The organism is Tessaracoccus aquimaris, from assembly GCF_001997345.1.
Classification (GTDB): Bacteria; Actinomycetota; Actinomycetes; order Propionibacteriales; family Propionibacteriaceae; genus Arachnia; species Arachnia aquimaris.
In genome coordinates this window covers 1,023,605-1,046,391 of sequence record NZ_CP019606.1, presented here as the reverse complement: position 1 = coordinate 1,046,391, position 22,787 = coordinate 1,023,605, and the positions used below count along the sequence as shown (strand labels likewise).

The window sequence follows — 22,787 nt, the reverse complement described above, 5'->3', positions numbered from 1 at the left end:
CAGGGGGTGTCGATTGCTCAGCGATCGGCTGGGGCGTCGCGGAAACAGGCGGTGTTGTCCGGCCCTGATGCGTGTTGTCGCGGGCTGTGGGGGCCGTTCCTGGGCTGCTGGGCGGGTCTTAGCGTCATCCCATGACAGTGATCAGCGCCCGGCCCGCGACCCTGGCCGTCGTCCATCCCGATCCGGCCGCGTCGCCCGAGCCGCCTGCACCCCCGCAGGCGATGGCGCTGATCACGGCGCTCCTGGAGGCCATGATGGGCAGGAGGCCGCTGCACCAGTTGCGTCCGCACCTGGATCTCGCCGCCTTCGGGCACCTGGCCTGTTACGTCGACGAGGGGGCCTTCCGTCGGATGACGGTGGGCAGCGTCCGCACCCAGATGCCGACCGGCCGCGCCGTCGAGGCGAGCGTCCGGCTGCGCTGCGCCTCCCGCTGGATCAGCTGCGTGATCAGGCTCGATGTGGGGCAACGCGCCTGGCGCTGCACCGACCTGACGGTGCTGCAGCCGTCATGAGGTTCAGTTGGCTCCTGCGGGGCGGCCGTGGCACATCTTGTACTTCTTGCCCGACCCGCAGGGGCACGGCTGATTCCGGCCGACCTTCTCGGTCTTGGTCGCGCTCGGGCCACCGGTCTTGGTGGCCTCGCCGCTCTCGTCTGGGGCCGAGTAGCTCAGCCGCTGCTCCGCCTTGCGCTCGAGGCCCTTGGCAAGGGGCGCGGTGCTCGTCGTCCTGGCGGGCCCCTCAGCCTCTTCCGCCTCGACGGGGGCCTCCTCGTCGGGGGCCTCGTCTGCGGGCTCCTCCGCGCTCTGCTTCGCGGAGCCGGTGAGCGTGCCGACGTCGACGAGATCGCCGCTCTCGGTGGTGACGAGGCCGACCTTCAGCTCGGGCTCTGCGGTGCGGGGCTTGACCTCGAGGTTGAACAGGAAGGCGATGACCTCCTCCATGAAGGCGTCCATCATGGCGTTGAACATGTCGCCGCCCTCGCGCTGGTACTCGACCAGCGGGTCGCGCTGCGCCATGGCACGAAGCCCGATGCCCTCGCGGAGGTAATCCATCTCGTACAGGTGCTCGCGCCACTTGCGGTCGAGCACGGTGAGCAGAACCTGGCGCTCCAGCTCGCGCATGGTGTCGGCGCCGAGCTCCTCCTCGCGGGCGTCGTAGGCGCTGGCAGCGTCCTCCTGGACGAGCTCGACCAGTTCCTCCTGCTGCGGAAGTTCGTCCTCGATGTCCTCCAGCTTGAGGGAGATCGGGTACAGCGTCTTCAGCTCGGTGAACATGGTCTCCAGGTCCCAGTCCTCCGGGATGCCCTGGGTGTGGGTGCGCACCACGTCGCCGACGACCCGGTCGGTCGCCGCGCGGAGCTGGGCCGACACATCGGCGCCGTCGAGCACCTTGCGGCGGTCGCCGTAGATGGTGTGCCGCTGACGGTTCATCACGTCGTCGTACTTGAGGACGTTCTTGCGCATCTCGAAGTTCTGGCTCTCGACCTGCTTCTGCGCGCCCTCGATGGACTTCGACACCGACTTCATGTCGATGGGGACGTCGTCGGGGACCTTCATCATCAGCAGCGCACGCTCCAGCAGTTCCGGGCGGAACAGGCGCATCAGGTCGTCGCTGAGCGACAGGTAGAAGCGGGATTCGCCGGGGTCGCCCTGGCGGCCGGAACGGCCTCGGAGCTGGTTGTCGATGCGGCGAGATTCGTGGCGCTCGGAGCCGACCACGTACAGGCCACCAGCCTCGACGACCTCCTCGTGCTCCGTCTTGACCTGGTCCTCGAGCGACTCGAGCGTGTCGGCCCAGGCCGCCTCATACTCCTCGGGGGTCTCTGCCGGGTCGAGGCCCTGCTTGCGAAGCTGCAGGTCGGCGAGGAACTCGGGGTTGCCGCCGAGCATGATGTCGGTGCCTCGGCCTGCCATGTTGGTCGACACCGTGACGGCGCCCTTACGGCCGGCCTCCGCGACGATCGCGGCCTCCGATGCGTGGTGCTTGGCGTTGAGGACCTGGTGCGGCACGTTGGCCTTCTTGAGCATGCCCGAGAGCAGCTCCGACTTCGCGACGGAGGCGGTGCCGATCAGGATCGGCTGGCCCTTGCCGTGCCTCTCGACCACGTCGGCGACGATCGCGTCGTACTTGGCATCCAGGGTTCGGTAGATCAGGTCGGCCTGGTCGGCGCGGACCATCGGCCGGTTCGTGGGGATCGGGATGACGCCGAGTCCGTAGATCTTCTGGAACTCGGACTCCTCGGTCTTCGCCGTTCCGGTCATGCCCGCGAGCTTGTCGTACATGCGGAAGTAGTTCTGCAGCGTGATCGTGGCGAGCGTCTGGTACTCGTCCTTGATCTGGACGCCTTCCTTAGCCTCCAACGCCTGGTGCAGACCCTCGTTGTAGCGGCGCCCCGCGAGGGTGCGGCCGGTGTGCTCGTCGACGATCAGCACCTCGTCGCCAGCGATGACGTAGTCCTTGTCCCGCTTGAACAGTTCCTTCGCCTTGATGGAGTTGTTCAGGTAGGAGATCAGCGGGGTGTTGGCCGACTCGTACAGGTTCTCGATGCCGAGGCGGTCCTCAACCTTCTCAATGCCGGGGGCAAGGACGGAGATGGTGCGCTTCTTCTCGTCGACCTCGTAGTCGCGGTCGCGCGTCAGAGTGCGGGCCAGCCGCGCGAAGACCGGGTACCACTCGTGGTTGTCCTCGGCGGGGCCGGAGATGATGAGAGGCGTCCTGGCCTCGTCCACCAGGATCGAGTCGACCTCATCGACGATGGCGTAATGGTGACCGCGCTGCACCATGTCCTCCGTGCGGAGGGCCATGTTGTCACGCAGGTAGTCGAAGCCGAACTCGTTGTTGGTGCCGTAGATGATGTCGGAGTGGTACGCGACGCGGCGCTGCTCGGGGGTCATCTCGGCGAGGATCGCGCCGACCTCCAGCCCGAGGAAGTGGTGGATGCGGCCCATCTGTTCGGACTGGTACTTGGCCAGGTAGTCGTTGGTGGTGACCACGTGGACACCCTTGCCGGTGAGCGCGTTGAGGTAGGCGGGGAGGGTGCCGACCAACGTCTTGCCCTCACCGGTCTTCATCTCGGCGATGTTGCCCCAGTGGAGGGCGGCGCCGCCCATCATCTGGACGTCGAAGTGGCGCTTACCCAGCACCCGCACCGACGCCTCACGCACCGTGGCGAAGGCCTCCGGCATGATCCGGTCGAGGCTCTCGCCGTCCTCGATGCGCTTGCGGAAGCTGTCCGTCTCGGCGCGGAGTTCCGCGTCGGACATCGCCTGGAACTCCTCCTCGATGGAGTTGACCTGGTCGGCCACCTTCTGGAGCTTGCGGAGCTGCGCACCCGAGCCGATGCCGCTCAGAAAATCCATGAATCCCACGAGGTTGTCCTTTTCTCTACCCACGCCGCGGACGAGGCGGCATACCGCCAGCCATCCTAACGCGCGGCACCAAGGCACGCGAGACGCGGGACGCTCGCCCCGGCATTGAGCCGGGGCGAGCGTCGTGAATACAGGTGGCGCGTCAGGACACGTTGAGGTGGATCACACCGTAGTTGTAGGCCTTGCGGCGGTAAACCACCGACGGCCTTCCCGTGTCCGCGTCCTTGTAGAGGAAGAAGTCGTGCCCGACCAGTTCCATCTCGTCGAGGGCCTGCGCAAGGGTCAGCGGCTCGGCCTCGAACTCCTTCTCGCGCACGACGAGCGGGCCGTCGCCGGTCACCACCAGGCCTGCGACGGTGTGCGACTCGACCTCCCCCTCATCTGCCTGCGCCGCCTCGGCGGGCAGCGCCTCACTGATGCTGGCGGCGCGCAGCCCGCGGTGGGTCTTGCGTCGATCGGCCGCCTTGCGGAGCTGGGCCTTCAATCGGTCCAGTGCGAGCTCGAACGCGGCCATCTTGTCGCTGGCCTTCGCCTCGGCTCGGATGACAGGTCCGCGGCTGCGGAGCGTCAACTGCACGGTGATGGCGTCTGCGGGGTCCTTCGTGGTATCCGATGCGCTGAACTCAACCTCGACGCGGATGACGCGGTCGCGAAGCCGCTCCACGCTGGTCACCCGCTCGGTGACGAGTTCCTTGAGTTCGGGGCTGATCGTGATCCGACGACCGGTGACGACGATGTCCATGCTTCCTCCGTCTGTCATGGGGCTTTTTCGGCCCGTTGTGCCGTTGGCGAGGTGCTCTCACCCACGGATGAAAACGCGCCCCAGGATGTCCCATCTCTGGTCCTCCTGCGGCGCCTCCATAGAGCAACGCTACCGGTAGCCCAAGTTGGCTGTCAGCCCTTTGTCCGGCATGGCGCCCGAATCGCTCACATAAGCCGCTGTCGCCGCACCGACGATGAGCGCTTCCACCTGCTGTAGGGCACGGCGCGCCTCCCTGAGCGACGCCCCGGTCGTGACGATGTCGTCCACGATCAGGACCGGCGACCGGGTCGGCCGGGCGAGCATCGCGTGGTCGAGGTTGCGCTGCCGTTCGCCGCGCCCGAGCCCCGACTGGTCGGCCCCTCCCCCGCGACGACGCAGCAGCCGCGCAGCACCGAGGCCCGTGCGCCGCGCGGCGAGCCGCGCCAACCGCCACCCGTGGTCGAAGCCACGCGCCCGGACGTTGGCGGGCAGCGAGGCGACGGGAACCAGCAGCGTCCCCGGCGGTGGCCGCCACGCCGCCACGGCCACCGCGAGGCGGTCTGCCAGTGCCCGCTCCAGGTGGAGGGCGCCGTCGTCCTTGTAGCGCGGCACCACGTGCTCGAGCACTGGCCGGTACGGGTTCGCCGCAATCACCTCCAGCCCGCGCAGCCCAGGGACGCGGACGGGCCCGCGGTCGAGAAGCGCGCGGCAGGCGCGGCAGATCCCCCAGCCCGGCGCGTCGCATCCGGGGCAGGTGGCGCCGAGCAGGAGGTCGGCTGCCGCATCGAACAGGGAGGCCATGCCCCTTCATACGCCGCGGGCGCCGTGTCGTGCCTGGTGTCCCCAGGCTCAGCCGCCGTAGGCGACCGAACTGATGTTGTCAGCCAGCCGATGCCAGCGGGTGCGCGCGTCGTAGCGCCAGGCAGACCCCGTGTCGGTGCGGATCGCGATGGGCCCTCCGCCCTGCCGCGCGAGCGCAGTGATGTCTACGGGAGCACCGGAGGGGGCGAGGTCCTCGATGCGGGAGCCGTCGACGTGCGCGGTGAATACGGACGGTTGGGAGCCCTTCGTGCCGATCAGGCCCAGCAGCGTCTCGTCGGACCAGGTGACGGCCTGCACGTTGCTCAGCCGCTGGTTCTGGTCCCCGATCAGTTCCAGTTCGCGCCAGCCGACCACGCGCACCGGAGAGGCGCTGAGCACGGTGCCGAGGCCGAGGCTGCGTTCCTGCCCGTGCGACAGGATGATCGCAGCCCTCGCCCCCGTCGGGGACACGGCGAAGCCCTCTATGCGGGAGCCGGGCACCTCGTCGAAGGCCACCCTCTCGGGGTCACGGCCGCGCTGCACCACGATCAGCCGGGTGGTGCCGTCGGTCTCGTCGCCGAGCAGCCACAGCGACCCGAGGACGAACTGCGGGCGCCGCAGGTTCGACAGGCCGGCGGTGGCCACCGCACTGGTCTGCCCCGCCCTCGGCCCCATCGACAGCACGGTGCGCGTCTCGTCGATCAGGGCGAGGGTGCCGCCGTCGAGCGAGATCGCCAACTCCGAGTACCTGGTCTCCTGGCGGATCAGCGCCTCGAAGGTCTCGCTGAGCCTGCCGGGGACGCCGTCGCGGATCGCGAACAGTTCGGGGGTGGGGACGGCTCGGGAGAGCACCTGGTAGCCCTGCTGGGTGGCCAACTCCAGCACGCCCTGCGCGTTGGAGTCGGGCAGGGTGAACGGCAGGCCGTCGCGGGTCACGGCAAGGCCGGTGACGCGCGGGATCGACGTCAACGACCACAGCAGTTGGGCACCGATGCGCCGCCTGGCGTCGTCGCCAAGGCTGGAGCTGAGGCCGGTGAGGTCGACGGTGACGACGCCTTGGGGGTCGATGCTCGCCTCGTTGTCCCCGAGCTTGACCGTCACGGGAATGGCGTTGCTGACGGCGCGCGCGATCGACTCGGATGGGCCGTCGAGCAGCGAGTCGATGATGCCGGTGGGTGAGACCTTCGACTCGGGCAGATGGATCGGGTCCGGCACGACATGGGTGCCGGTGGTCGACATGTAGTAGACCGTGACCTCCGAGTAGTAGCGCTCGAAGATGTAGCGCGAGAGCAGCAGCCCGCCGGGCGGGACGCCGATGCGCCACTCGTCGTCCTGCTTTACGACGCCGAAGTCGTGCTCGAACGCGCGCAGTTGCGCCGCGTAGTGCCCCGCCGCGTCGAGTTCGCCGATCGCCATGCCGTCGATGGACGCCTCGGCAGCGTCGCCGGTGACGGAACCGTCGTAGACGACGGCGCCGATCGGCTGCCAGCCGTCGTTTGCCTGCGATGTGAGGTACTGCCGCGCGACCGCATAGTCGCCCTCTGGGTCGGCCATCGCCTGCAGGAAGCCCTCGACGAGCCTGCTCGGGGTGATGCCCGCCTGTGGTGGCTCGGGGGCCACGTCGATGCCGGGCGGCTGTGCCGACATCGGGACCTCCTCGATGGGGCCGCTCGTGGCGATCCCGGTGCACGCGGTCAGCGTCGCGAGCAGGACCGCGACCAGCGCGAGCCATGCGCGTCTCATCGGCGGCTCCTTCCCGCATCGTCGACAGGGATCACCGCGAGCGGCGACCCGGTCAGTTCGTGGTCCGGTTCCTTCGGCAGCGTCAGGCGGAACTGGGCGCCTCGGCCGGGCCTGCCCCAGGCGGTCAGCCAGCCGTGATGCAGTCGCGCGTCCTCCATCGAGATCGACAGCCCCAGGCCAGAGCCACCGACGACGCGGGTCCGGCTCGGGTCGGCGCGCCAGAACCGGTCGAACACGCGGGCAGCGTCCTCCGCCTCGAAGCCGACGCCGAAGTCGCGAACGGTCACGGCGACTGCAACGTCGTCGGAGGCGACCACCACCTTCACCGGCTTCCCCTCGGCGTGCTCCATGGCGTTGGTGACGAGGTTGCGGATCACGCGCCGGATGCGTCGGGAGTCGACCTGCGCGGTGTTGTCGGTGGTTCGTACCTCGACGCTGAGGTCGACCCCGAGGCTCTCGGCGATGCCGCGGTTGCCGTCGACCTCTGCGGTCACGAGCGCGGCGACGTCGGACTCGTCGAGCGACAAGACGGCGGCGCCCGCGTCGAAGCGGGAGATCTCGAGCAGGTCGGCGAGCATCAGGTCAAAGCGGTCGATCTCCGAGCTCATCAACTCCGCGGAGCGGCGTTGCATGGGCTCGAACGTGTCGCGCGACTCGTGCAGCATGTCTGCGGCCATCTTGATGGTGGTCATCGGGGTGCGCAGTTCGTGGCTGACGTCGCTGACGAAGCGCTGCTGCAGCGTGGAGAGCATCTCGAGTTCCCGGATCCGCTGCTGAAGCTGCGCCGCCATCCGGTTCATGGACTTCGCCAGCGAGGCGAGGTCGTCGGTGCCGCGCACCTTGAGCCGCAGGTCGAGCTCTCCCGAGGCCAGCCGGAGGGCGGCCTGGCTGGCGCGCCGCACGGGTCGCACCACCTGGGCGGTGACGAGGTAGGCGACCGCGGACAGGGCGGCGGTCAGCACGCTGCCTGTCACCAGCACGGCCGCCTGTAGGGCCCGCAGCGTCTGCAGTTCCGCCGTCATCGGGAAGATGTAGTAGACGGGGTAGCGCTCACCCGTCGAGCCGATAAGCGAGGTGCCGACGGCCCAGCCGGGCTCCGCCGGCTCCTCGGGCTGGCTGTAGACGACGTTGGTGGCAGTGACGAACATCCCGTCGCTCTGCTCCACCTTCTCGCGCAGCGACTCCGGCACCGAGTCGCTCTTGATGCCGCTCGAGCCGAAGCTGGAGGTGGGGCCCTGGATCAGGACGCGGTACTGCGCGGCCTGCGCGTCCGCGAGGTCGGCCAGCCGGCCGAGGGTCTCGTGGATCGCGACACCGCGCGAGTCCGGGGTGCGCAGTTGGGCCTGCATGAACGCGTAGACGCCGGCGGCCTCGTTCAGCGAGGACTCCTTCTTCGCCGCGACGACCCCCGCGGTCGCCTGGTTCATCAGCAGCACGCCGGCCAGCACCAGGAGCAGCATCGACAGCGTGAGGGTGCTGAGCAGCACCCTGAGGGCAGCGAGCTCCACCACAGCTGGGCCCAGCCCTTCGGACGGTTACGCGGAGCGTTCACCAGCGCGGTATCCGATCCCCCGAACGGTGATGACGATCTCCGGCCTCTCCGGATCCTTCTCAACCTTGGCCCTGAGGCGCTGGACATGGACGTTGACGAGCCGTGTGTCTGCGGCGTTGCGGTAGCCCCACACCTCGTCGAGGAGCGCCTCGCGGGTGAACACGTGCGTCGGGCGCTTCGCGAGCGCGAGCAGCAGGTCGAACTCGAGCGGCGTCAGCGGCAACTGCTGCGTGCCGCGCCGCACCACGTGCGAGGACACCGAGATCGTCAGGTCGCCGATGGTGAGGACGTCGGCCCCGGCGTCGCTGGAGACGCGCCGCAGCCTGGTGCGGATCCTGGCGAGCAGTTCCTTCGCCTTGAACGGCTTGGCGACATAGTCATCGGCCCCGGCCTCGAGGCCCGACACCACGTCGGCGGTGTCGCTCTTTGCCGTCAGCATGATGATCGGCACGCCCGACTCGGCACGGATGTCGCGGCACACGAGCACCCCGTCGCGACCGGGGAGGTTCAGATCGAGCAGCACCAGGTCTGGTCGCGACTGGCGGAACTCCGCGAGCGCGGCGTCACCCGTTGCGCAGCGGACGGTCTCGAACCCCTCCTGCCGCAGGACGATCTGCAGCATCTCGGAGAGTGCGGCATCGTCGTCGACGACGAGAATGCGGACCTTGCCCTTGGCTTCGCTCACCCTGGTGCCTCCTTGCTGTGAGGCCTCCATGGTACCGACGCCGCCTCGTCGCTCAGACGGGCATCGCCGCCTTCGCCTTCGCGGCGACCCGTTCGATGCGACCGCCGTGGTCAGCGAAGCTTCCTGCGAGCGACGCCGACGGGCCGGACCAGCCGTCACCCGCGCGGATCCCCTCGTACATCTCGGCGGCGCTCTCCAGCGTGAGCGCGTAGATCTTGACCCGCGAGTTGAGCGCGAACATGTTCGTGGTCGGCGAGGGGGCGCGCTGCGCGAGTCCGTTGGCCGCCATCAACTGCGCTGCGAGCGTGATGGCCACCCGCTGGAACACCGAGCGCATCACGGAGTCGGCCTTCGCGCAGCCCTGCTGTAGTTTCTCGGTCACCTCGAGCAGTTCCTGCTGCGCCATCAACTGGCCCTTGGCCTTCGCCAACTGCCCGGCGGCGCCTGCGCCGTCCCAGTGCGTGTAGGTGTCGATGACCTGGCGCATGGCCAGGGTGGCCTCCTCGGTGGCGGCGTTGGCTCCCTGCCACGCCTCCTGTCCTTGGCCGAGCGCGGAGACGGAGTCTGCGGACTGCGCCAACCAGGCGTGGCAGGAGATGACGCGGTTCAACGCGTTGGCGGCGCGGCCCCAGGCGGCCTCGGCATCGGCCGCGACCATCGCCCGGATGGCGGCGAGGCCCAGGTGCTGCGCGAAGACAGGCAGGCCGAAGCTGAGGAAGGCCTCGATCGCGTCGTAGGTCCGTGCTCGCACGAGGCCGTCCGAGGTCTTCTGGATGGTCTCTGCGACCGTCTCGTGTGTGATGTGGAACGGTGCGCTCACTGGAGGGTCCTTCCCGTGACGTAGGTGGCCCAGACTTCCTGCTCGTCGAAGTTGTCCGCCGACAGGGCCAGCCGCTCGGAGGTCGACAACTGGCGCTCGCCTGCGTCGTCGACGAAGCCGATGGAACTGTCGACCGCATCCTGGTACGAGGTAACGGGGGCCTTCATGTGTCCGAACATCGTCGACGGTGGGGGCGCCTTGAGCATCGCGTCGACGATGGGCGCGGACAGATCGGCGACCTCGGCCCACTTCTTCGCGTCGCGTCGCAGGTCGTCGGTGCTGACGGCGTAGTCGCCCGAGTTTGCGCTCGGCGGCTGATAGGTGGGGGTCTCCTGGTGGAAGTCCTTACCCGGCTCTCCGCTGCGCGGCGGGGTGCCGCTCTCTGCGGGCCGCGGCCCCGAGACGACGATGTCGGGCCCGGGGTGACGCACGATGGGGGCCGTCGGCGTGGTGAACGGCGGAAGGGGCGTGGTGCCCACCGGAAGCGGCTGTGGGGTGAGGACCGGGCCGGGCAGGTACGGGGTGCTCGGCGCGGCGCCGCCGCCAGCGCCTCCCCCGCCGCCGCCGGGTGGCTGCGGCGCGAGCACGACGGGCGCCGGGCCCGTCGCGGGACCGCCGCTCAGCACCGGGGGCATGGCGCTCAGGGTGGTCCCTGGCTGGGTCTTCGCTCCGCCGGGGCGGTCCGTCTCGCCCTCCGGCCCTGCGGCCGAGCCTGCCGGGTCGGCGTCGGGGTCGGTGAACCCGTTGGCCTGCAGCGCCTCCTTGACGAACTCGGGGTCGTAGACCGGTGCTGCGCTTGCCGCCTGCAGTCCTCCGCCGCCGCCGGGCGGCGCGAAGACGGGGGCTGCTCCGCCACGGCCCGCGTTCTGTGCGTTCTGGAGCAGGGAGACGGGCATGGTTCCGACGGCTGCGTTCTGCGCCGCGTTGGCCTGCATCGACGTCATGGCACCGGGGTTGGCGGCGCCGACGGGGGCGCCGACTCCGCCGACAGTCGCACCGGGGGCGGCGGCTGGAGGAAGGACGCTCGCCGACTGGTCCTTGGCCTTGGCACCGCCGCGCGTGCCGGAACCGCGCAGCGCCATGGCAACCTTGGAGCGCCGGCGCCGGTCCTCCTGATCGTCGTCTGCGCGGGTCACGGCGCTCGGCACGGCGTAGTCGTCGGCGTCGTCGGTGCCCCACGGGTCGTCAGAGGTGGGTTCGGCGGCGGCGAGTTCCTCGTGCCCGAACACCACGGCTGCGCCGCCGAGCCCGGCGCTCACCGGCACGTCGGGCGCAAGGGTGGGTCTGCCAACCGACTTCGGTTCCTTCTTCTCCTCGGGCAGCACCTTGCGGTAACGCAGGATCGCCTCCTCGGAGTCCCCCAGGTTGGGTTCGGCGTCGCGGTTCACGTCAGATTCCCTTCGAGACGATGGATTGCAGGGCCCCTTGGGCCTGAGCGAGTTCGGCGGCGAGTTCCTCGTGCTCTCCCGGGACGAACACCGGCGGCTGATATGCCGCGTAGGCCTTTTCGTGGGCCTTGAGGACCGCCTCGACCACCTCGCCCATGCGGGCGGTGCGGAGCCACTTCTTGTCGAGGGCCACGCTGTCGGTCAGCCCCGCTAGGGACAGCGTCACGGTGCAGTGGCCGTGCGAACTGCTTGCGGTGACCTGCTCGCCCTGGAAGTCGGCCCACCGGACCTGGTCTGGCGCCCGGGAACTGAGTTCCGTGACGCGCTCAAGCAGAGTCTGGATCTGCTCGCTGATGCGGGGATGATCGGCCCATGTGAGATTGGGGTCGCCCTCGGGGACCTCGATCGTGGATGGGGCGAGCGTCGGGACGTCGCCGACGCGGGCGTTAGCGAGGAAGAAGGCCTCCGCCAACGCGTCCTCGAGTTTGTGGGTGCCGAGCCGGTCGCGCCAGCGTGTGGAGAGCCGCATCTTCGTCAGATGCCTGGTGTCCTCGTCCACCCAGATGCGAACGGCCCTGCGGGTATCGGGATAGCCGTGGGCGGCCTGCCAGTCGCCGGTCAGGTCGTCGGTGTCGTCGTCCAGGTCGTCGGTGTCCTCGACGCCGAGGCCCTGCGGGGCCAGCAACTCATCGTCCTCAACCGGGTCGTGCAGCACGTCATCCTCCCTCGTCCGAGCGCAATTCTTTCAGAGGCACGGGTCATTTTCGGCATCGATCCGGCCCCGTCAGTTGAGCGAAGGCTCCTCCACCCACGTCGACCAGCGGCCCGTCGAACCGCCCATTCGACGCAACACCCGTCGCCAGAGGCCATCCGGGTCGCCGAACACGTCCTCCGAACGCACCGGCGTGCGGAACCAGGATCCGCGGATCAACTCGCCCTCGAGTTGGCCAGGAGACCAGGCGGACAGGCCCACGAAGACCCGGAGCTGGGTGAACGACGTGACCAGCAGCTCGGACGGGTAGTTGACGTCGACCACGCCGATGTCGCCGGAGATGCGTTCCCAGCCGGGTGGTGGCGACTCGGGCGAGGCGGGCTCACCCAGCGCGACGACGACGTCCTGGTTGACGGGGCCGCCCTCGAAGACGCTGACGGGCGGACTCATCAGCTCGGTGAAGTCGGACAGCACACTACTGGCAGGGATCTCGGACATCACGTTGAGGCAGAGCCCGACTGTCGCCTCGCTCTGGTGCTCGATGAGCAGCACGACGGTGCGGTCGAAGTACCCGCCGCGGCCCGGTTGGGTGGCGACGAGCAACTGACCAACTGCTACTGCTCCGGCGTGATCCACGTCATCCACTCTACAAGCCGGGCCGTGGGATCCCGGGAAATGACAGTGCCCGCCACAATGGGCGGGCACTGTCGCAGGGGTGGAGGTGGCGGGAATTGAACCCGCGTCCTTGAGAGATGAACCAGGGCTTCTCCGGGCGCAGCTAACTAGGCGTTTTACTCGGTCCTTGCACTCACGTCAGCATGTCGCAAACGGACCCAGTATCAGTTAAGTCCCGAACAGCCCCTGACACACAAGCTGTCCAGCAAGCCCTCTAAATGAGGCCAGGACTCAAGGCGAAGGCGTCCCTGAGCTGACCCTTCGGTCGCTGATCAGGCAGCGAGAGCGAAGTTAGTGCGGTTGTTGTTGGCACTTATTGGTTTCCACGCAGCGTTTACGAGATAAACGTGGATCCTCGGCCCGCTTCTCCTGGGACTACCGCCCCAAGTCGAAACCAGTCACCCCCTGTTGAGTTGTCGCACGACCAAGTCTAGCGGGTGATCCCAGGAGTCGTGGAACCAGGCAGCTTGGGTCGGGCAAGCAGGAACGGTTCGACGTTGCCCGTCGACCGCTTGCCGTTGAAGGCTCGCACCGACGCCCAGATGGTCGAGCCCCACCAGGCCGCCCACGCGAGGAACACGAGCGCCTCGACGTGGAACATCCAGCCGAGGACGGTGAGCGCCAGCCCGATGGCCAGGAAGGTCAACTGGAGGCTCATGGCGCGACCTGCCTCCCACCAGAGGCGTGACCCCGGCTTGGTCGCCGCCTTGACGATGGCGGGGCCGACGAAGGAGGTCGCGAGCCCGGAGAGTTGAACGAGGCCTGCGCCGACGTTCTCGACGGGGGTCGCGCCGCCGGGTGTCTTCGGGGTCAGGACGGCGGGCGCCATCCGGGCGAGCCCGGCGAGCGAGCGACCCAGTTCGATCCTGTCCCGCGCGCCGAGCGCGAGGCCTAGTCGTCGATCGAGTTCCGTCTCGTTGATGGTGCCGTTGCCGTACATGGCGCTCAGGTGAGCGACGGCGCGGTCGCGCAGTTCGTCGCTGACACCGTTGAAGGGAGACTGACCGGGAACACTCATGTCATCCATTGTGGCGCAGCGGACCCGCCCACCCAACGGGAATCCCCCTGATTGATCCCGGAGGTCTGTGTCAGCGGCGGTTGTACCTGTTGCGGGTGGCGAGCGCCCGCTCGGCCTCGCGCTTAGCGTCCCGCTCGGCGAGGTCGCGGCGCTTGTCCCAGTCCTTCTTGCCCGTCGCGACGGCGATCTCCACCTTCGCGTAGCCGTCCTTGAAATAGATCGACAGCGGGATCAGGGTGCGACCGGAGTTGTCCAGCGCACGTTCCATCTTGTTGATCTCCGCGCGGTGCAGCAGCAGTTTGCGGGTGCGGCGTGCCGAGTGGTTGCGCCAGGTGCCGAACTCGTACTCGGGGATGTTGGCGTTGATCAGCCACGCCTCTCCCCCGTCGTCGACGGTGGCGTACGCATCGGTCAGCGTGGCCCGCCCTGCGCGCAGGGTCTTGACCTCGGTGCCGGTCAGCACAAGACCGGCCTCGAACACGTCACCGATCTGGTAATCGTGCCGGGCCTTCTTGTTCTGTGCGACGAGCTTTCGTCCGACTTCCCTGGGCATCGCTCAAGTATGACACCTGGGTGTCAGCGGAACCACTTGCTCATGGGGTTGACCAGGGACCCGTTCTGCCACACCATCAGGTGCAGGTGGCAGCCAGTGGAGTAGCCGGTCGAGCCGACGTAGCCGATGGTCTGGCCCTGGCTGACACGCTGGCCGACGGAGACGACGTAACGGGTGGCGTGGTTGTAGCCGGTGGTGACGTAGTAGCCGTCCACCTTGCCGTGGTCGATCATGAGCCGGTTGCCGTAGCCGCCGTTGTAGTAGCGCTCGGACACGACGCCGTCGGCCGCGGCCTTGATGGGCGTGTTGCATGCGGCGCCGAAGTCGGTGCCGTCGTGCAGTTTCCAGTAGCCGAGCACGGGGTGCAGGCGCATGCCGTACTGCGAGGTGATGCGCGCGGGCACGGGGTAGATGAAGTCGCGGCTCGACGAGGATGAGGACGAGCCGCCACCCGACGAGCTGGATGGCTTCTTGTTGGAGCTTGATGAGCCGGACGACGAGCTGGAGCCCTTGTCCGACGACGACGGCTTCGACGCGGCGGCGGCCGCCTTGTCCCGGGCGGCCTTGTCGCGGGCCGCCTTCTGACGGGCGGCCTCGTCACGCTCGGCCTTCTCGCGGGCCGCCTTCTCCTCGGCGGCCTTCTTCTCGGCGGCGATGCGCTGCTGGATGCGCTTCTCGACCGAGGAGTTCTCGGCCTCGAGGTCGCGCTGGCGCTGTTCCTCGGAGGCGACCTCGTCCGTGGCGGCGACCTCGGCAGCGTCGCGCTGCTTCGACAGGCGGGCGACCTCGGCCTTGAGGTCCTCGGCCTCCTGCGTGGCGTCCTGCGATGCCTTCAGTTGGTCGGCGGCGGCCTGGCGAGCCTCGGTGGCGGCCTTCTCGGCGGCGTCGGCCTCGGCTTGCGCGTCCTCGAGGGCGAGCCTGCGCATCTCCAGCTCGTCGAGCTGCTTGGTCGACGAGTCGAAGAGCGTGTCGGCGAGCTGCGCGCGCTGATTGAGGTTGGAGGCGTCAACGTCGCTGAAGATCAGGGCCAGGTTCAGCAGGCCGCTGTTCTGCTGCGTGGTGACGAGGATCTCCTCGTCGAGGCGCTTGTTGACGGAGTCGAGCGCCGCCTTGGCCGCTGCGACGTCTGCCTGTGCCTGCTTGAGCTTCTTCTCGGCGGCGGCGAGTTCCTTCTCGCGCTGCGCGTCGAGCTCCTCGGCCTCACGCTGGGCCGACTCTGCGGCGGCGAGGGCGGCCTTGGCGTCGGCGAGTTGGGCGCGGGCGTCAGCGGCCGCCTGGACGGCGCTGTTGAGGCTTGCGTGCGCCTCGTCGACGGCGACGGCCTGCGTGGCCATCTCCTGCTTGAGCTGTTCCTTGCGGTCGTCGAGGTCGTCGGCGGTTGCCGGCGTCCACGTGCTGCACACGAGGGTGACGGCGCAGGCGGCGGCGACGATGCCACGTGCCAGGCGGGTGGTTAGTTGGCGACGAACGGGCTTGGGGGAAGATCCCTGTTCACGCTTCACTCCAATCGGTCTAGATTCGCAGGTACTTTCGTGTTGCGAGCAGTGTTGGGATCACAGCGAGAGCGATGCCTACGACCGCAATGGCAACAATGGCAGTTGCCAGGTCGGTCCAGCCAATCCACGGTAAAGCTGTAATTGAGGTTTGAGCGTTCTCTACGATGACGAACCAGTAGCCCGCGGTGAGCGCTCCGGCGGCGATGACGATGCCGATCAGGCCCGCGACAAGGGACTCGAGCAGGAACGGCAGCAGGATGTAGAGGTTGGATGCGCCGACCAGTCGCATGATGCCGATTTCGCGGCGTCTGGTGAAGGCGGCCATCCGGATGGTGTTGGCGATCTGGAGGGCGCCTGCGAGCAGAAGTAGCGCCGACATGGTGATGGTCGCCCATTGGAGGGCGCCGAGCCACTTGAACATGGGATCGAGGACGGAGTGCAGGTCCTGCACCGCTTGGACGCCCTGGAGACCCTTTGCCTCGCTGACGACGCCGGCGTAGTTCTCGGGGTTGACCAGCTTGACGCGGAACGAGTCCTGCATGTCGGCCGCGGTGCGGGAGTCAACGACCGGGGACTCGGCGAAGACCCGCTTGAACTCCTCGAACGCGGCCTCCTTCGACTCGTAGACGACCTCGCTGACCTCGGGGTTGGCCTCGAGGGTCTGCTGGATCTGTTCACGCTGGGCGTCGGTGGTCGCCTTGCCCGGCGCGCATCGTCCGCCCTGGGTCTGCTCGGTGCAGAGGAACACGGAGATCTCGACCTTGTTGTAGAGGCTCCGCTTTGCGAGGTCGACCTCCATCGCGGTCAGGATGCCCGCGCCCAGGAGGGAGAGGGAGACGCCCATCGTCACGATGACGGCGATCGTCATGGCGAGGTTGCGTCGAAGGCCCGACCAAGTTTCGCGTAGTGAATGTCGCATGTGTGTGGTTGCTCCTTGCCCTACGCCGTGCCGTAGACGCCCTTGGCCTGGTCCCTGACGAGTTCGCCGGAGCGAAGTTCGAGGACCCGGCGACGCATCTGGTCGACGATGGACGAGTCGTGGGTGGCCATCAGGACCGTGGTGTCCGCCTTGTTGATCCGGTCGAGCAACTTCATGATGCCGACCGAGGTCTCGGGGTCGAGGTTGCCGGTGGGCTCGTCCGCGATCAGGATCTTCGGACGGTTCACGAAGGCGCGCGCGATGGCCACGCGCTGCTGCTCACCGCCGGAGAGTTCGTCGGAGGGGCGGTCCTCCTTGCCCTCGAGGCCGACCAGTTCGAGCGTCTCGGGGACGATCTTGCGGATCTCCTTTGCGGGGCGGCCGATCACCTGCAGCGCGAACGCGACGTTCTCGTAGACGGTCTTGCCCGGCAGCAGTCGGAAGTCCTGGAAGACGGTGCCGATCTGGCGGCGGAGCGCAGGCACCTTCCACTGGTTCATGGTTCCGAGGTTCTTGCCCGCCACGTACAGGGTGCCCTTGGTGGCGCGGTACTCGCGCAGGATCAGGCGCAGGAACGTGGACTTTCCGGAGCCGGACTGGCCCACGAGAAAGACGAACTCGCCCTTGCCGATCTCAAGATTGATGTTGCGCAGGGCAGGGCGTTCCTGACCCGGGTAGAACTTGGTGACGTCCTCGAACGTGATCACGCGGTGCACTCCGACAGGTGGGGAAGTTAGCCTGAGAAATTCTCAGACCAGACTGGAGTCTAGGTCGTCGCCCACGTGAGTCCTAATGCGACACGCGGGTCGTGCCTCATTCGGAAAGGGTGCGTGGGGCCTCAGGAGCCCGTCTCGGTGGTCTTGCGCCAGCGGATGCCCGCGTCGATGAATCCGTCGATCTCGCCATCGAAGACGGCCTCGGGGTTGCCGACTTCGTGTTCGGTGCGCAGGTCCTTGACCATCTGGTAGGGGTTCATTACGTAGGAACGCATCTGGGCGCCCCACGAGTTGCCCCCGTCGCCCTTGAGCGCGTTCATCTCTTGCTCGCGCTCCTGGCGGGCGCGCTCCAGCAGGCGCGACTGCAGCACCCGGAGGGCGGCGGCCTTGTTCTGCAACTGGGACTTTTCGTTCTGGCAGCTCACCACGATGCCGGTGGGCAGGTGTGTGATGCGCACGGCGGAATCGGTGGTGTTGACCGACTGGCCGCCGGGCCCGGACGAGCGGAACACGTCGATGCGCAGGTCGGCCTCAGGCAGGTCGACGTGATCGGCCTCCTCCGTGACTGGCAGCACCTCGACGCCGGCGAACGAGGTCTGGCGGCGGCCCTGGTTGTCGAACGGGGAGATCCGCACGAGGCGGTGCGTTCCCTGCTCGACCGAGAGCGTGCCGTAGGCGAAGGGTGCCTTGACGGCGAAAGTCGCGGACTTCAGCCCGGCCTCCTCCGCGTAGGAGGTGTCGTAGATCTCGGTGGGGTAGCCGTGCCGGTCGGCCCAGCGCAGGTACATGCGCATCAGCATCTCGGCGAAGTCGGCGGCGTCCACTCCCCCGGCCTCGGCGCGGATGGTGATCAGCGCGTCGCGCGGGTCGTAGTCGCCCGACAGCAGGGTGCGGACCTCAAGCGCCTCGATGTCCTTGCCAAGCTTCTCGAGGTCGCGCACGACGTCGGCGCGGGCGTCGGCGTCGTTCTCCTCCTCGGCGAGTTCGAGCATCACGGTGACGTCGTCGAGACGCGAACGCAGGCCGACCATCCGGTCGACCTCGCCCTGCTTGGCGGAGAGCTGCGAGGTGACCCGCTGCGCGTTGTCCTGGTCGTCCCACAGGTTCGGCGCGGCGACCTGCTCCTCGAGTTCGGCGATCTCCGAGCGGAGCTTGTCGAGGTCGGCAACGGCCTCGATCGACTCCAGGGAGTGTTCGAGGTCTTGGATGCGCGCGCTCAGGTCTTCGTTAGCCACAATCCACGATCTTAGCGCCGTCGGCGCCGTCTCCCGAGTCCGCGCGCGTCGGTGCGACAATGGGGCGAAGAGGAAGGTGCCCACATGGGAGCAAGCAAGACCCGCCTGAAGCAGGACCTGGCGGCCGCGATGCGCGCCAAGGACGAGGCGGCGAAGACGACGATCCGCTCGCTGCTGGCCGCGATCCACGTCGAGGAGGTCGCCGGCGACGCGCCCCGCGAACTGACGGACGCGCAGGAACTGGACGTCATTAACCAGGAGTTGCGCAAGAGGCGCGATTCGGCGGAGACCTACGCGAGCGCGGGTCGCCCGGAACTGGCGGAGAAGGAGACAGCGGAGGCCGAGATCATCTCCGCGTACCTCCCCGCTCCCCTGACCGCCGACGAACTCTCGGCCCTGGTCGACGAGGCGTTCGCCGAGTTGGACGAGCCCGCCACGATGAAGCAGATGGGCGGACTGGTCAAGGCCGTCGCCGCGAAGGCCGACGGTCGCGCGGAGGGCAAGGAGATCGCGGCGCTGGTGCGCCAGCGCCTCGCCCAGTAGACGGATCCGCGCCGCCCGACGACTAGCCCGGCGGCGCGGATGTGGCTAGCCTTGTCTAGCCCGCGGGCGCATAGCTCAGTTGGTTAGAGCGCTTGCCTTACAAGCAAGATGTCGGGGGTTCGAGTCCCTCTGCGCCCACCAGTAGCATCTGCCCCAGCCGGATGCCGTTTCGAACGCTCCTGGCTAGGCGCCAACGCCTATCCGCGTTTCGTTCCCCACGTGTCTGCACGCGTTTACGTCCCAGTTGACGCCTGCCTGTGGGGCGGATGTGCGGAGCGCTCGCTGGAGAACCGAGTCCCCGAGGGCCCTCCAGCCCTGTTCACTGACGCAACCGGCGTCCCAACGAACAGAAGTCGGGTTGACGAGTCACACCAGACGGGCACTGGCACACCCCCAATGGTTGATCGGGTGGCCGCTGCCGCAGATGCTGCCTCTATTCAAGCCCGGGTTGGTGATCAAGACTCGTGCACGTTTGCTGCGGACTTCCCAGGTGACACGGTTGGTCAATAGGCGGCTGGCTAGCCTAAGGCACCCGGTCTCCCAGGAAGGCGCGCTCATGACCGACTTAGCCAAGCTTGTCGCATTAGCTCTTGGACTGATGGCGCTGGTGATCGGTATCGCCTCAACATGGGAGCTAGCGAGCTACGCGAGCACCCCCGCAGGCGAGGTATGGATACCGATGTCTTGGACCTCCGCTGGGGTCTCTGGCTTCCTCGAGCCTGCGATCGCTTGGCTGTTCGCCTTGGCTGGATGCGTGGGCATCGCCTTCGACATGGCCCGTGATACTTCGATGATCTGGCCCGGCGTCGTGTTCCTGGCCGCACCCGCAGCCTTCCTGGTGGGCATCGGCGATTCGAGTCACCCGCTCATCGCCGCATGGGCGGGAGCCGCGTTCCTCCTGCTGGCAGGGATCGTCGCGCTCGCGGGCTCCGTCGGGGGTAGGCGCGCAGCCAGAGCGGCCTCCGCCCCGACGACCACCTGCTAATCAAATCCACGACACCCACCGACGCGTCGACCTGGCGCGTTGCTGGCGTGTGGGTCTCAGGCGATACCGGCCGCGATGAGGCCGATACCGGCGGACCCGACGCCGACGACGAGCACGAGTCCTCCGGCGTAGATGAGGTAGCGAAGGCCGTTGGGCTTCTCGGGGTCGCGCCCGACGACGCTGAGGAAGAACCCCGCTGGCATCAGGATCGCCGCCCACAGCACTCCCATGGAGAGGGTGGCGAACAGCCCGGTCACCCCGGCCACTGCCATCAGCAGCATGACAACGAGCCCCAGGATCACGAGCACACCGGCGTGGGCGTGACCAGCCCGGAAGTACGAGCGTTGAAGGTCGTTGGCCGGCACGGTTCGGCTCAGCACCCGCAGCAGGAAGCTTCCGCCGTAGGCGATTCCGATCACCGTCAGCAGAACCACACCGGCGGTGATTGTCTGGGAAGTGCTCATCGTGTTACCCCTTTGTCGTTCATCGTGTTTGGCTTGCGCTTGTCCGGTGCGTGATGGTCACCACGGTCGTGATGGTGGCCAGGATCGCGACCGCCAGGTGAAGGCGCGGGTCCGAATACCATCGAGGAGGCGGAATCGGCGCAACACCGAGATCGGAGGAGGGCCCGACTCCACTGAGGCCCGCGCCGTCAGGTTGTCTGATCCATGCCGCTACCGCAGGAAGCCAGACGTCCACGTCCGCCGACATATCGTGGCCGAGTCCGGGAAAGATGCGTGCGACAAGCACCCCGTCGAGGGCAGCGTCGAGGCGACGGTATGCCTCGTTGATCGGGACGATGGCGTCCTCGGCCCCCCAGATCGCCATCACCGGGGTGTGGGCGGCAGCCAGTCGCGGGCGGATGTCGAAGTCGAAGTAGTCCATGAGGAACCGGCCTTGCCCGTTGATGGTGGCCAGGGCGAGTCGGACCCATGCGGGTGACGCCTGAAGCCTGCTGTCGACGATCCACGCGGACTGCTCTCCAGGGGTGACCACCGGAGCGGATGCCAGGACGGTGAACGCCAGCGGTGTGCTCGGGCGGGCGGCTGCGTCACTGATGACCCAGCCACCTTCGCTGATTCCCAGCGCTCCGATTCGGTCGATCCCGGTAGAGGCGCGCATCGCCGCGGCGGCGGCGATGACATCGTCTGCCAGTTGGGGGTAGTCGCGTCGGAAGAACGTGTATCCGTCCGCACGCTTGTCATACGTGAGGGCTGCGACGCCGTGCTCGGCGAACTGCTCCGCCAGGGCGAGCAGGTCCCCGCGGCCGGAACCTCCCGCGCCGGCGACGATCACCACTCCCACTTCGGCACCGCCCTCCGGTTCCACGAGGACCGCTCCCGCTTTGCCACCGTCGACCGGAAACGTGAGATCGCTGCGGGTGGTGGCCACGGGACCTGACTCCGGCGGCTCGACGCCCGAGGCGGGCTGCAGCGGCGCCAGGCGTGCCGCCGGTTCACCTCCGGTCGCCAGCGTCGTGGCGGCGATCGTCGCGATCGTCGTCACGGTGAAGGCGGCGACACCCGCCAACACACCCTTCACCGTGAGGCGCGTCATGACGATGACCCGCCCTGCGAGCCGCCGAGAAGCCCGCCCGCGCAGCGCGCGATGTCCGCAATGTCGGACAGGCCGAGGAGCTCTCGAATCTGCGAGCGCGCGAGATTGCCTGTCAGATCGAGCGTCGCAAGGCCGTGCATCATCGACCAGGAGGCGGTGACGAGGGCCGCCGCGAGCTCCGTGGTGCTCTGCGGGGCAATCGCCGCGACTCCGGCGCGGAGTTCGTTGAACGCCCCCTGCGACGCCTCAGTAAGCGATGAGTCGTTCGGGTCGGTGAGCGTCGGCTGGAACATGACCGTGAAGTGGGCAGGGTTCTCCGTCGCGAACTCGACGTAGGCAACACCGAACTCGAGGAACGGCGCCCCCGCCTCGCGGAGAGCGACGAGCCGGCCCCTCAGCATGTCGAACCCCTCCGCGGCGATCGCGGTGAGCAACCCCTTGATCGAGCCGAAGTGATGGCGCGGCGCAGTGTGACTCACGCCAAGGTCGGCCGCGATCTCCCGCAAGCTCAATGCTTGCGGCCCGCGCTCTGCCACGACCTTCAGCGCCCGATCGAGCGCCGCGCGACGGAGGTTTCCGTGATGGTAGGTATCCACGCGGTAACCATACAGCGGTAAGTTTCCACTGTAAAGATCATGGGGAACGTTGAGCGTGACACCAAGTGTCAAGAACGGTCCGGACAGTTGCAGGCTGGGAGGAAGCGAAGATCGTGCCGCTTCCACCACAACCTCACAGTCCCAAAGGAGGTCCAACCTCGCGACCGAGGCTCAGCACCCGTCAACCGGCTACCGGACATCCCCGATCCCGGACCCGCCAGTCAGTGGGCCGCCTCGACTCCGGGGGAAGTCGCAGTGACCAGATCGTTCTCGCGCCGTAGTCAACGGCCTACAGCCCGCCGACGCTAAAGTCTCAAGCACATGGCAGGACGCGACCGGGGGAAGGAGCGGTGAACCGATGATCGATCCGCTCGACTTCGACCCGATGGATGCGCGGACCGCGAGGAACATCAAGATCGTGGTCTCCATCGCCATCGCCTCACTGTGGGCGTTCTTCCTCTACATCCAGGTGGTCTTCTCGACTCGCTTCTTCCCAAGTGCCGAGGTCCCGAACCCTGGCGGAGTGAGCATTGCCGTGGGAGTGCTTGTCATCGCTGTCAGTGTCGTGGTGGCCGCTGCAACGGTTTGGTTCACTCGGCGCCTCCCGGCGGGTTTCATCGCCGTGATCCACATCCTCGTGATGATCGCGCTCTTCGCCCTCACCTGGATCTGAGTGTTAGGGA

General features: G+C 67.8%; 23 protein-coding genes, 1 tRNA gene and 1 other RNA gene. 5 read left to right on the top strand and 20 right to left on the bottom strand.

Going from position 1 to position 22,787, the window contains the following annotated elements; translation table 11 throughout:
• The first annotated feature begins 131 nt into the window (after positions 1–131).
• Positions 132–512, top strand: coding sequence for an Rv3235 family protein (locus tag BW730_RS04920; RefSeq protein WP_145952729.1), 381 nt, complete (start codon positions 132–134; stop codon positions 510–512).
• 3 nt (positions 513–515) lie between these two features.
• On the opposite strand, the gene secA is transcribed toward BW730_RS04920, so the two are convergent.
• The 17 genes from secA to prfB form a co-directional block, all read right to left on the bottom strand.
• Positions 516–3,368 (bottom strand): preprotein translocase subunit SecA, encoded by a 2,853-nt coding sequence (gene secA / locus BW730_RS04915; RefSeq protein WP_471248205.1) that lies wholly within the window; start codon positions 3,366–3,368, stop codon positions 516–518.
• 142 nt (positions 3,369–3,510) lie between these two features.
• A complete protein-coding gene (gene hpf, locus BW730_RS04910; protein WP_077685279.1) occupies positions 3,511–4,110 on the bottom strand; it encodes a ribosome hibernation-promoting factor, HPF/YfiA family in 600 nt (199 codons plus the stop codon).
• A 129-nt stretch (positions 4,111–4,239) separates the two neighbouring features.
• Positions 4,240–4,911, bottom strand: a complete 672-nt coding sequence (locus BW730_RS04905; protein ID WP_077685278.1) for a ComF family protein — start codon at positions 4,909–4,911, stop codon at positions 4,240–4,242.
• A 48-nt stretch (positions 4,912–4,959) separates the two neighbouring features.
• Entirely contained in the window at positions 4,960–6,654 is a 1,695-nt protein-coding gene (locus tag BW730_RS04900; RefSeq protein WP_077685277.1) for an LpqB family beta-propeller domain-containing protein, read from the bottom strand.
• The gene (mtrB, locus tag BW730_RS04895; protein ID WP_077687526.1) at positions 6,651–8,114 is read right to left on the bottom strand and encodes an MtrAB system histidine kinase MtrB; all 1,464 of its coding nucleotides are present in this window, start codon (positions 8,112–8,114) and stop codon (positions 6,651–6,653) included. The genes BW730_RS04900 and mtrB overlap by 4 nt, the downstream gene beginning before the upstream one ends.
• A 75-nt stretch (positions 8,115–8,189) precedes the next feature.
• Positions 8,190–8,828 carry an MtrAB system response regulator MtrA gene (mtrA, locus tag BW730_RS04890; protein ID WP_418082046.1) on the bottom strand — a complete coding sequence of 213 codons (639 nt, stop codon included), beginning with the start codon at positions 8,826–8,828 and terminating at the stop codon, positions 8,190–8,192.
• 115 nt (positions 8,829–8,943) lie between these two features.
• Entirely contained in the window at positions 8,944–9,711 is a 768-nt protein-coding gene (locus BW730_RS04885) for a hypothetical protein (protein ID WP_077685275.1), read from the bottom strand.
• Positions 9,708–11,099: a hypothetical protein gene (locus tag BW730_RS04880; RefSeq protein WP_077685274.1), complete on the bottom strand. Its 1,392-nt coding sequence runs from the start codon at positions 11,097–11,099 to the stop codon at positions 9,708–9,710. The genes BW730_RS04885 and BW730_RS04880 overlap by 4 nt, the downstream gene beginning before the upstream one ends.
• Position 11,100: 1 nt before the next feature.
• Positions 11,101–11,814, bottom strand: a complete 714-nt coding sequence (locus BW730_RS04875) for a hypothetical protein (RefSeq protein ID WP_077685273.1) — start codon at positions 11,812–11,814, stop codon at positions 11,101–11,103.
• A gap of 69 nt (positions 11,815–11,883) precedes the next feature.
• Positions 11,884–12,447 (bottom strand): YqgE/AlgH family protein, encoded by a 564-nt coding sequence (locus BW730_RS04870; protein ID WP_158522474.1) that lies wholly within the window; start codon positions 12,445–12,447, stop codon positions 11,884–11,886.
• 77 nt (positions 12,448–12,524) lie between these two features.
• Positions 12,525–12,892, bottom strand: a transfer-messenger RNA (tmRNA) gene (gene ssrA, locus BW730_RS04865).
• 24 nt (positions 12,893–12,916) lie between these two features.
• Positions 12,917–13,504 (bottom strand): DUF1707 domain-containing protein, encoded by a 588-nt coding sequence (locus BW730_RS04860; RefSeq protein ID WP_158522473.1) that lies wholly within the window; start codon positions 13,502–13,504, stop codon positions 12,917–12,919.
• A 70-nt stretch (positions 13,505–13,574) separates the two neighbouring features.
• Positions 13,575–14,057, bottom strand: a complete 483-nt coding sequence (gene smpB, locus BW730_RS04855; RefSeq protein ID WP_077685270.1) for an SsrA-binding protein SmpB — start codon at positions 14,055–14,057, stop codon at positions 13,575–13,577.
• A 23-nt stretch (positions 14,058–14,080) separates the two neighbouring features.
• The gene (locus tag BW730_RS04850) at positions 14,081–15,559 is read right to left on the bottom strand and encodes a M23 family metallopeptidase (protein ID WP_077685269.1); all 1,479 of its coding nucleotides are present in this window, start codon (positions 15,557–15,559) and stop codon (positions 14,081–14,083) included.
• A 10-nt stretch (positions 15,560–15,569) separates the two neighbouring features.
• Positions 15,570–16,472: a permease-like cell division protein FtsX gene (gene ftsX, locus BW730_RS04845; protein ID WP_226997076.1), complete on the bottom strand. Its 903-nt coding sequence runs from the start codon at positions 16,470–16,472 to the stop codon at positions 15,570–15,572.
• 20 nt (positions 16,473–16,492) lie between these two features.
• On the bottom strand, positions 16,493–17,179 hold the full coding sequence (gene ftsE / locus BW730_RS04840; RefSeq protein ID WP_077687525.1) for a cell division ATP-binding protein FtsE: 687 nt from the start codon (positions 17,177–17,179) through the stop codon (positions 16,493–16,495).
• A 131-nt stretch (positions 17,180–17,310) separates the two neighbouring features.
• Complete coding sequence (gene prfB, locus BW730_RS04835; RefSeq protein ID WP_077685267.1) at positions 17,311–18,423, bottom strand: peptide chain release factor 2; 1,113 nt, start codon at positions 18,421–18,423, stop codon at positions 17,311–17,313.
• Between the two features lie 84 nt (positions 18,424–18,507).
• Between prfB and BW730_RS04830 the strand changes: the two genes are divergently transcribed.
• The 3 genes from BW730_RS04830 (at position 18,508) to BW730_RS04820 (ending at position 19,951) form a co-directional block, all read left to right on the top strand.
• Positions 18,508–18,966: a GatB/YqeY domain-containing protein gene (locus tag BW730_RS04830; RefSeq protein WP_077685266.1), complete on the top strand. Its 459-nt coding sequence runs from the start codon at positions 18,508–18,510 to the stop codon at positions 18,964–18,966.
• 64 nt (positions 18,967–19,030) lie between these two features.
• Positions 19,031–19,107: transfer RNA gene (locus tag BW730_RS04825), tRNA-Val, on the top strand.
• 538 nt (positions 19,108–19,645) lie between these two features.
• A complete protein-coding gene (locus tag BW730_RS04820; protein ID WP_145952727.1) occupies positions 19,646–19,951 on the top strand; it encodes a hypothetical protein in 306 nt (101 codons plus the stop codon).
• A 56-nt stretch (positions 19,952–20,007) separates the two neighbouring features.
• Here BW730_RS04820 and BW730_RS04815 read toward each other — a convergent pair whose 3' ends face one another.
• The 3 genes from BW730_RS04815 to BW730_RS04805 are packed head-to-tail and all read right to left on the bottom strand — an operon-like array spanning position 20,008 to position 22,230.
• Entirely contained in the window at positions 20,008–20,415 is a 408-nt protein-coding gene (locus BW730_RS04815) for a hypothetical protein (protein ID WP_077685264.1), read from the bottom strand.
• A 19-nt stretch (positions 20,416–20,434) separates the two neighbouring features.
• Positions 20,435–21,508 (bottom strand): alpha/beta hydrolase, encoded by a 1,074-nt coding sequence (locus BW730_RS04810; protein WP_077685263.1) that lies wholly within the window; start codon positions 21,506–21,508, stop codon positions 20,435–20,437.
• A complete protein-coding gene (locus BW730_RS04805; protein ID WP_226997075.1) occupies positions 21,505–22,230 on the bottom strand; it encodes a TetR/AcrR family transcriptional regulator in 726 nt (241 codons plus the stop codon). Before BW730_RS04805 ends, BW730_RS04810 begins: the two co-directional genes overlap by 4 nt.
• Before the next feature lie 232 nt (positions 22,231–22,462).
• Between BW730_RS04805 and BW730_RS04800 the strand changes: the two genes are divergently transcribed.
• A complete protein-coding gene (locus BW730_RS04800; protein WP_077685261.1) occupies positions 22,463–22,777 on the top strand; it encodes a hypothetical protein in 315 nt (104 codons plus the stop codon).
• Positions 22,778–22,787 lie beyond the last annotated feature (10 nt).

What these genes read in the sequence shown, in the direction of transcription:
- BW730_RS04920 (WP_145952729.1), top strand. Translation starts at nt 132, where the DNA reads ATGACAGTGATCAGCGCCCGGCCCGCGACCCTGGCCGTCGTCCATCCC.
- BW730_RS04800 (WP_077685261.1), top strand. Translation starts at nt 22,463, where the DNA reads ATGATCGATCCGCTCGACTTCGACCCGATGGATGCGCGGACCGCGAGG.
- BW730_RS04830 (WP_077685266.1), top strand. Translation starts at nt 18,508, where the DNA reads ATGGGAGCAAGCAAGACCCGCCTGAAGCAGGACCTGGCGGCCGCGATG.
- BW730_RS04820 (WP_145952727.1), top strand. Translation starts at nt 19,646, where the DNA reads ATGTCTTGGACCTCCGCTGGGGTCTCTGGCTTCCTCGAGCCTGCGATC.
- BW730_RS04815 (WP_077685264.1), bottom strand. Translation starts at nt 20,415, where the DNA reads ATGAGCACTTCCCAGACAATCACCGCCGGTGTGGTTCTGCTGACGGTG.
- hpf (WP_077685279.1), bottom strand. Translation starts at nt 4,110, where the DNA reads ATGGACATCGTCGTCACCGGTCGTCGGATCACGATCAGCCCCGAACTC.
- BW730_RS04905 (WP_077685278.1), bottom strand. Translation starts at nt 4,911, where the DNA reads ATGGCCTCCCTGTTCGATGCGGCAGCCGACCTCCTGCTCGGCGCCACC.
- BW730_RS04900 (WP_077685277.1), bottom strand. Translation starts at nt 6,654, where the DNA reads ATGAGACGCGCATGGCTCGCGCTGGTCGCGGTCCTGCTCGCGACGCTG.
- ftsX (WP_226997076.1), bottom strand. Translation starts at nt 16,472, where the DNA reads ATGCGACATTCACTACGCGAAACTTGGTCGGGCCTTCGACGCAACCTC.
- BW730_RS04860 (WP_158522473.1), bottom strand. Translation starts at nt 13,504, where the DNA reads ATGAGTGTTCCCGGTCAGTCTCCCTTCAACGGTGTCAGCGACGAACTG.
- BW730_RS04810 (WP_077685263.1), bottom strand. Translation starts at nt 21,508, where the DNA reads ATGACGCGCCTCACGGTGAAGGGTGTGTTGGCGGGTGTCGCCGCCTTC.
- mtrA (WP_418082046.1), bottom strand. Translation starts at nt 8,828, where the DNA reads ATGCTGCAGATCGTCCTGCGGCAGGAGGGGTTCGAGACCGTCCGCTGC.
- smpB (WP_077685270.1), bottom strand. Translation starts at nt 14,057, where the DNA reads ATGCCCAGGGAAGTCGGACGAAAGCTCGTCGCACAGAACAAGAAGGCC.
- mtrB (WP_077687526.1), bottom strand. Translation starts at nt 8,114, where the DNA reads ATGCTGCTCCTGGTGCTGGCCGGCGTGCTGCTGATGAACCAGGCGACC.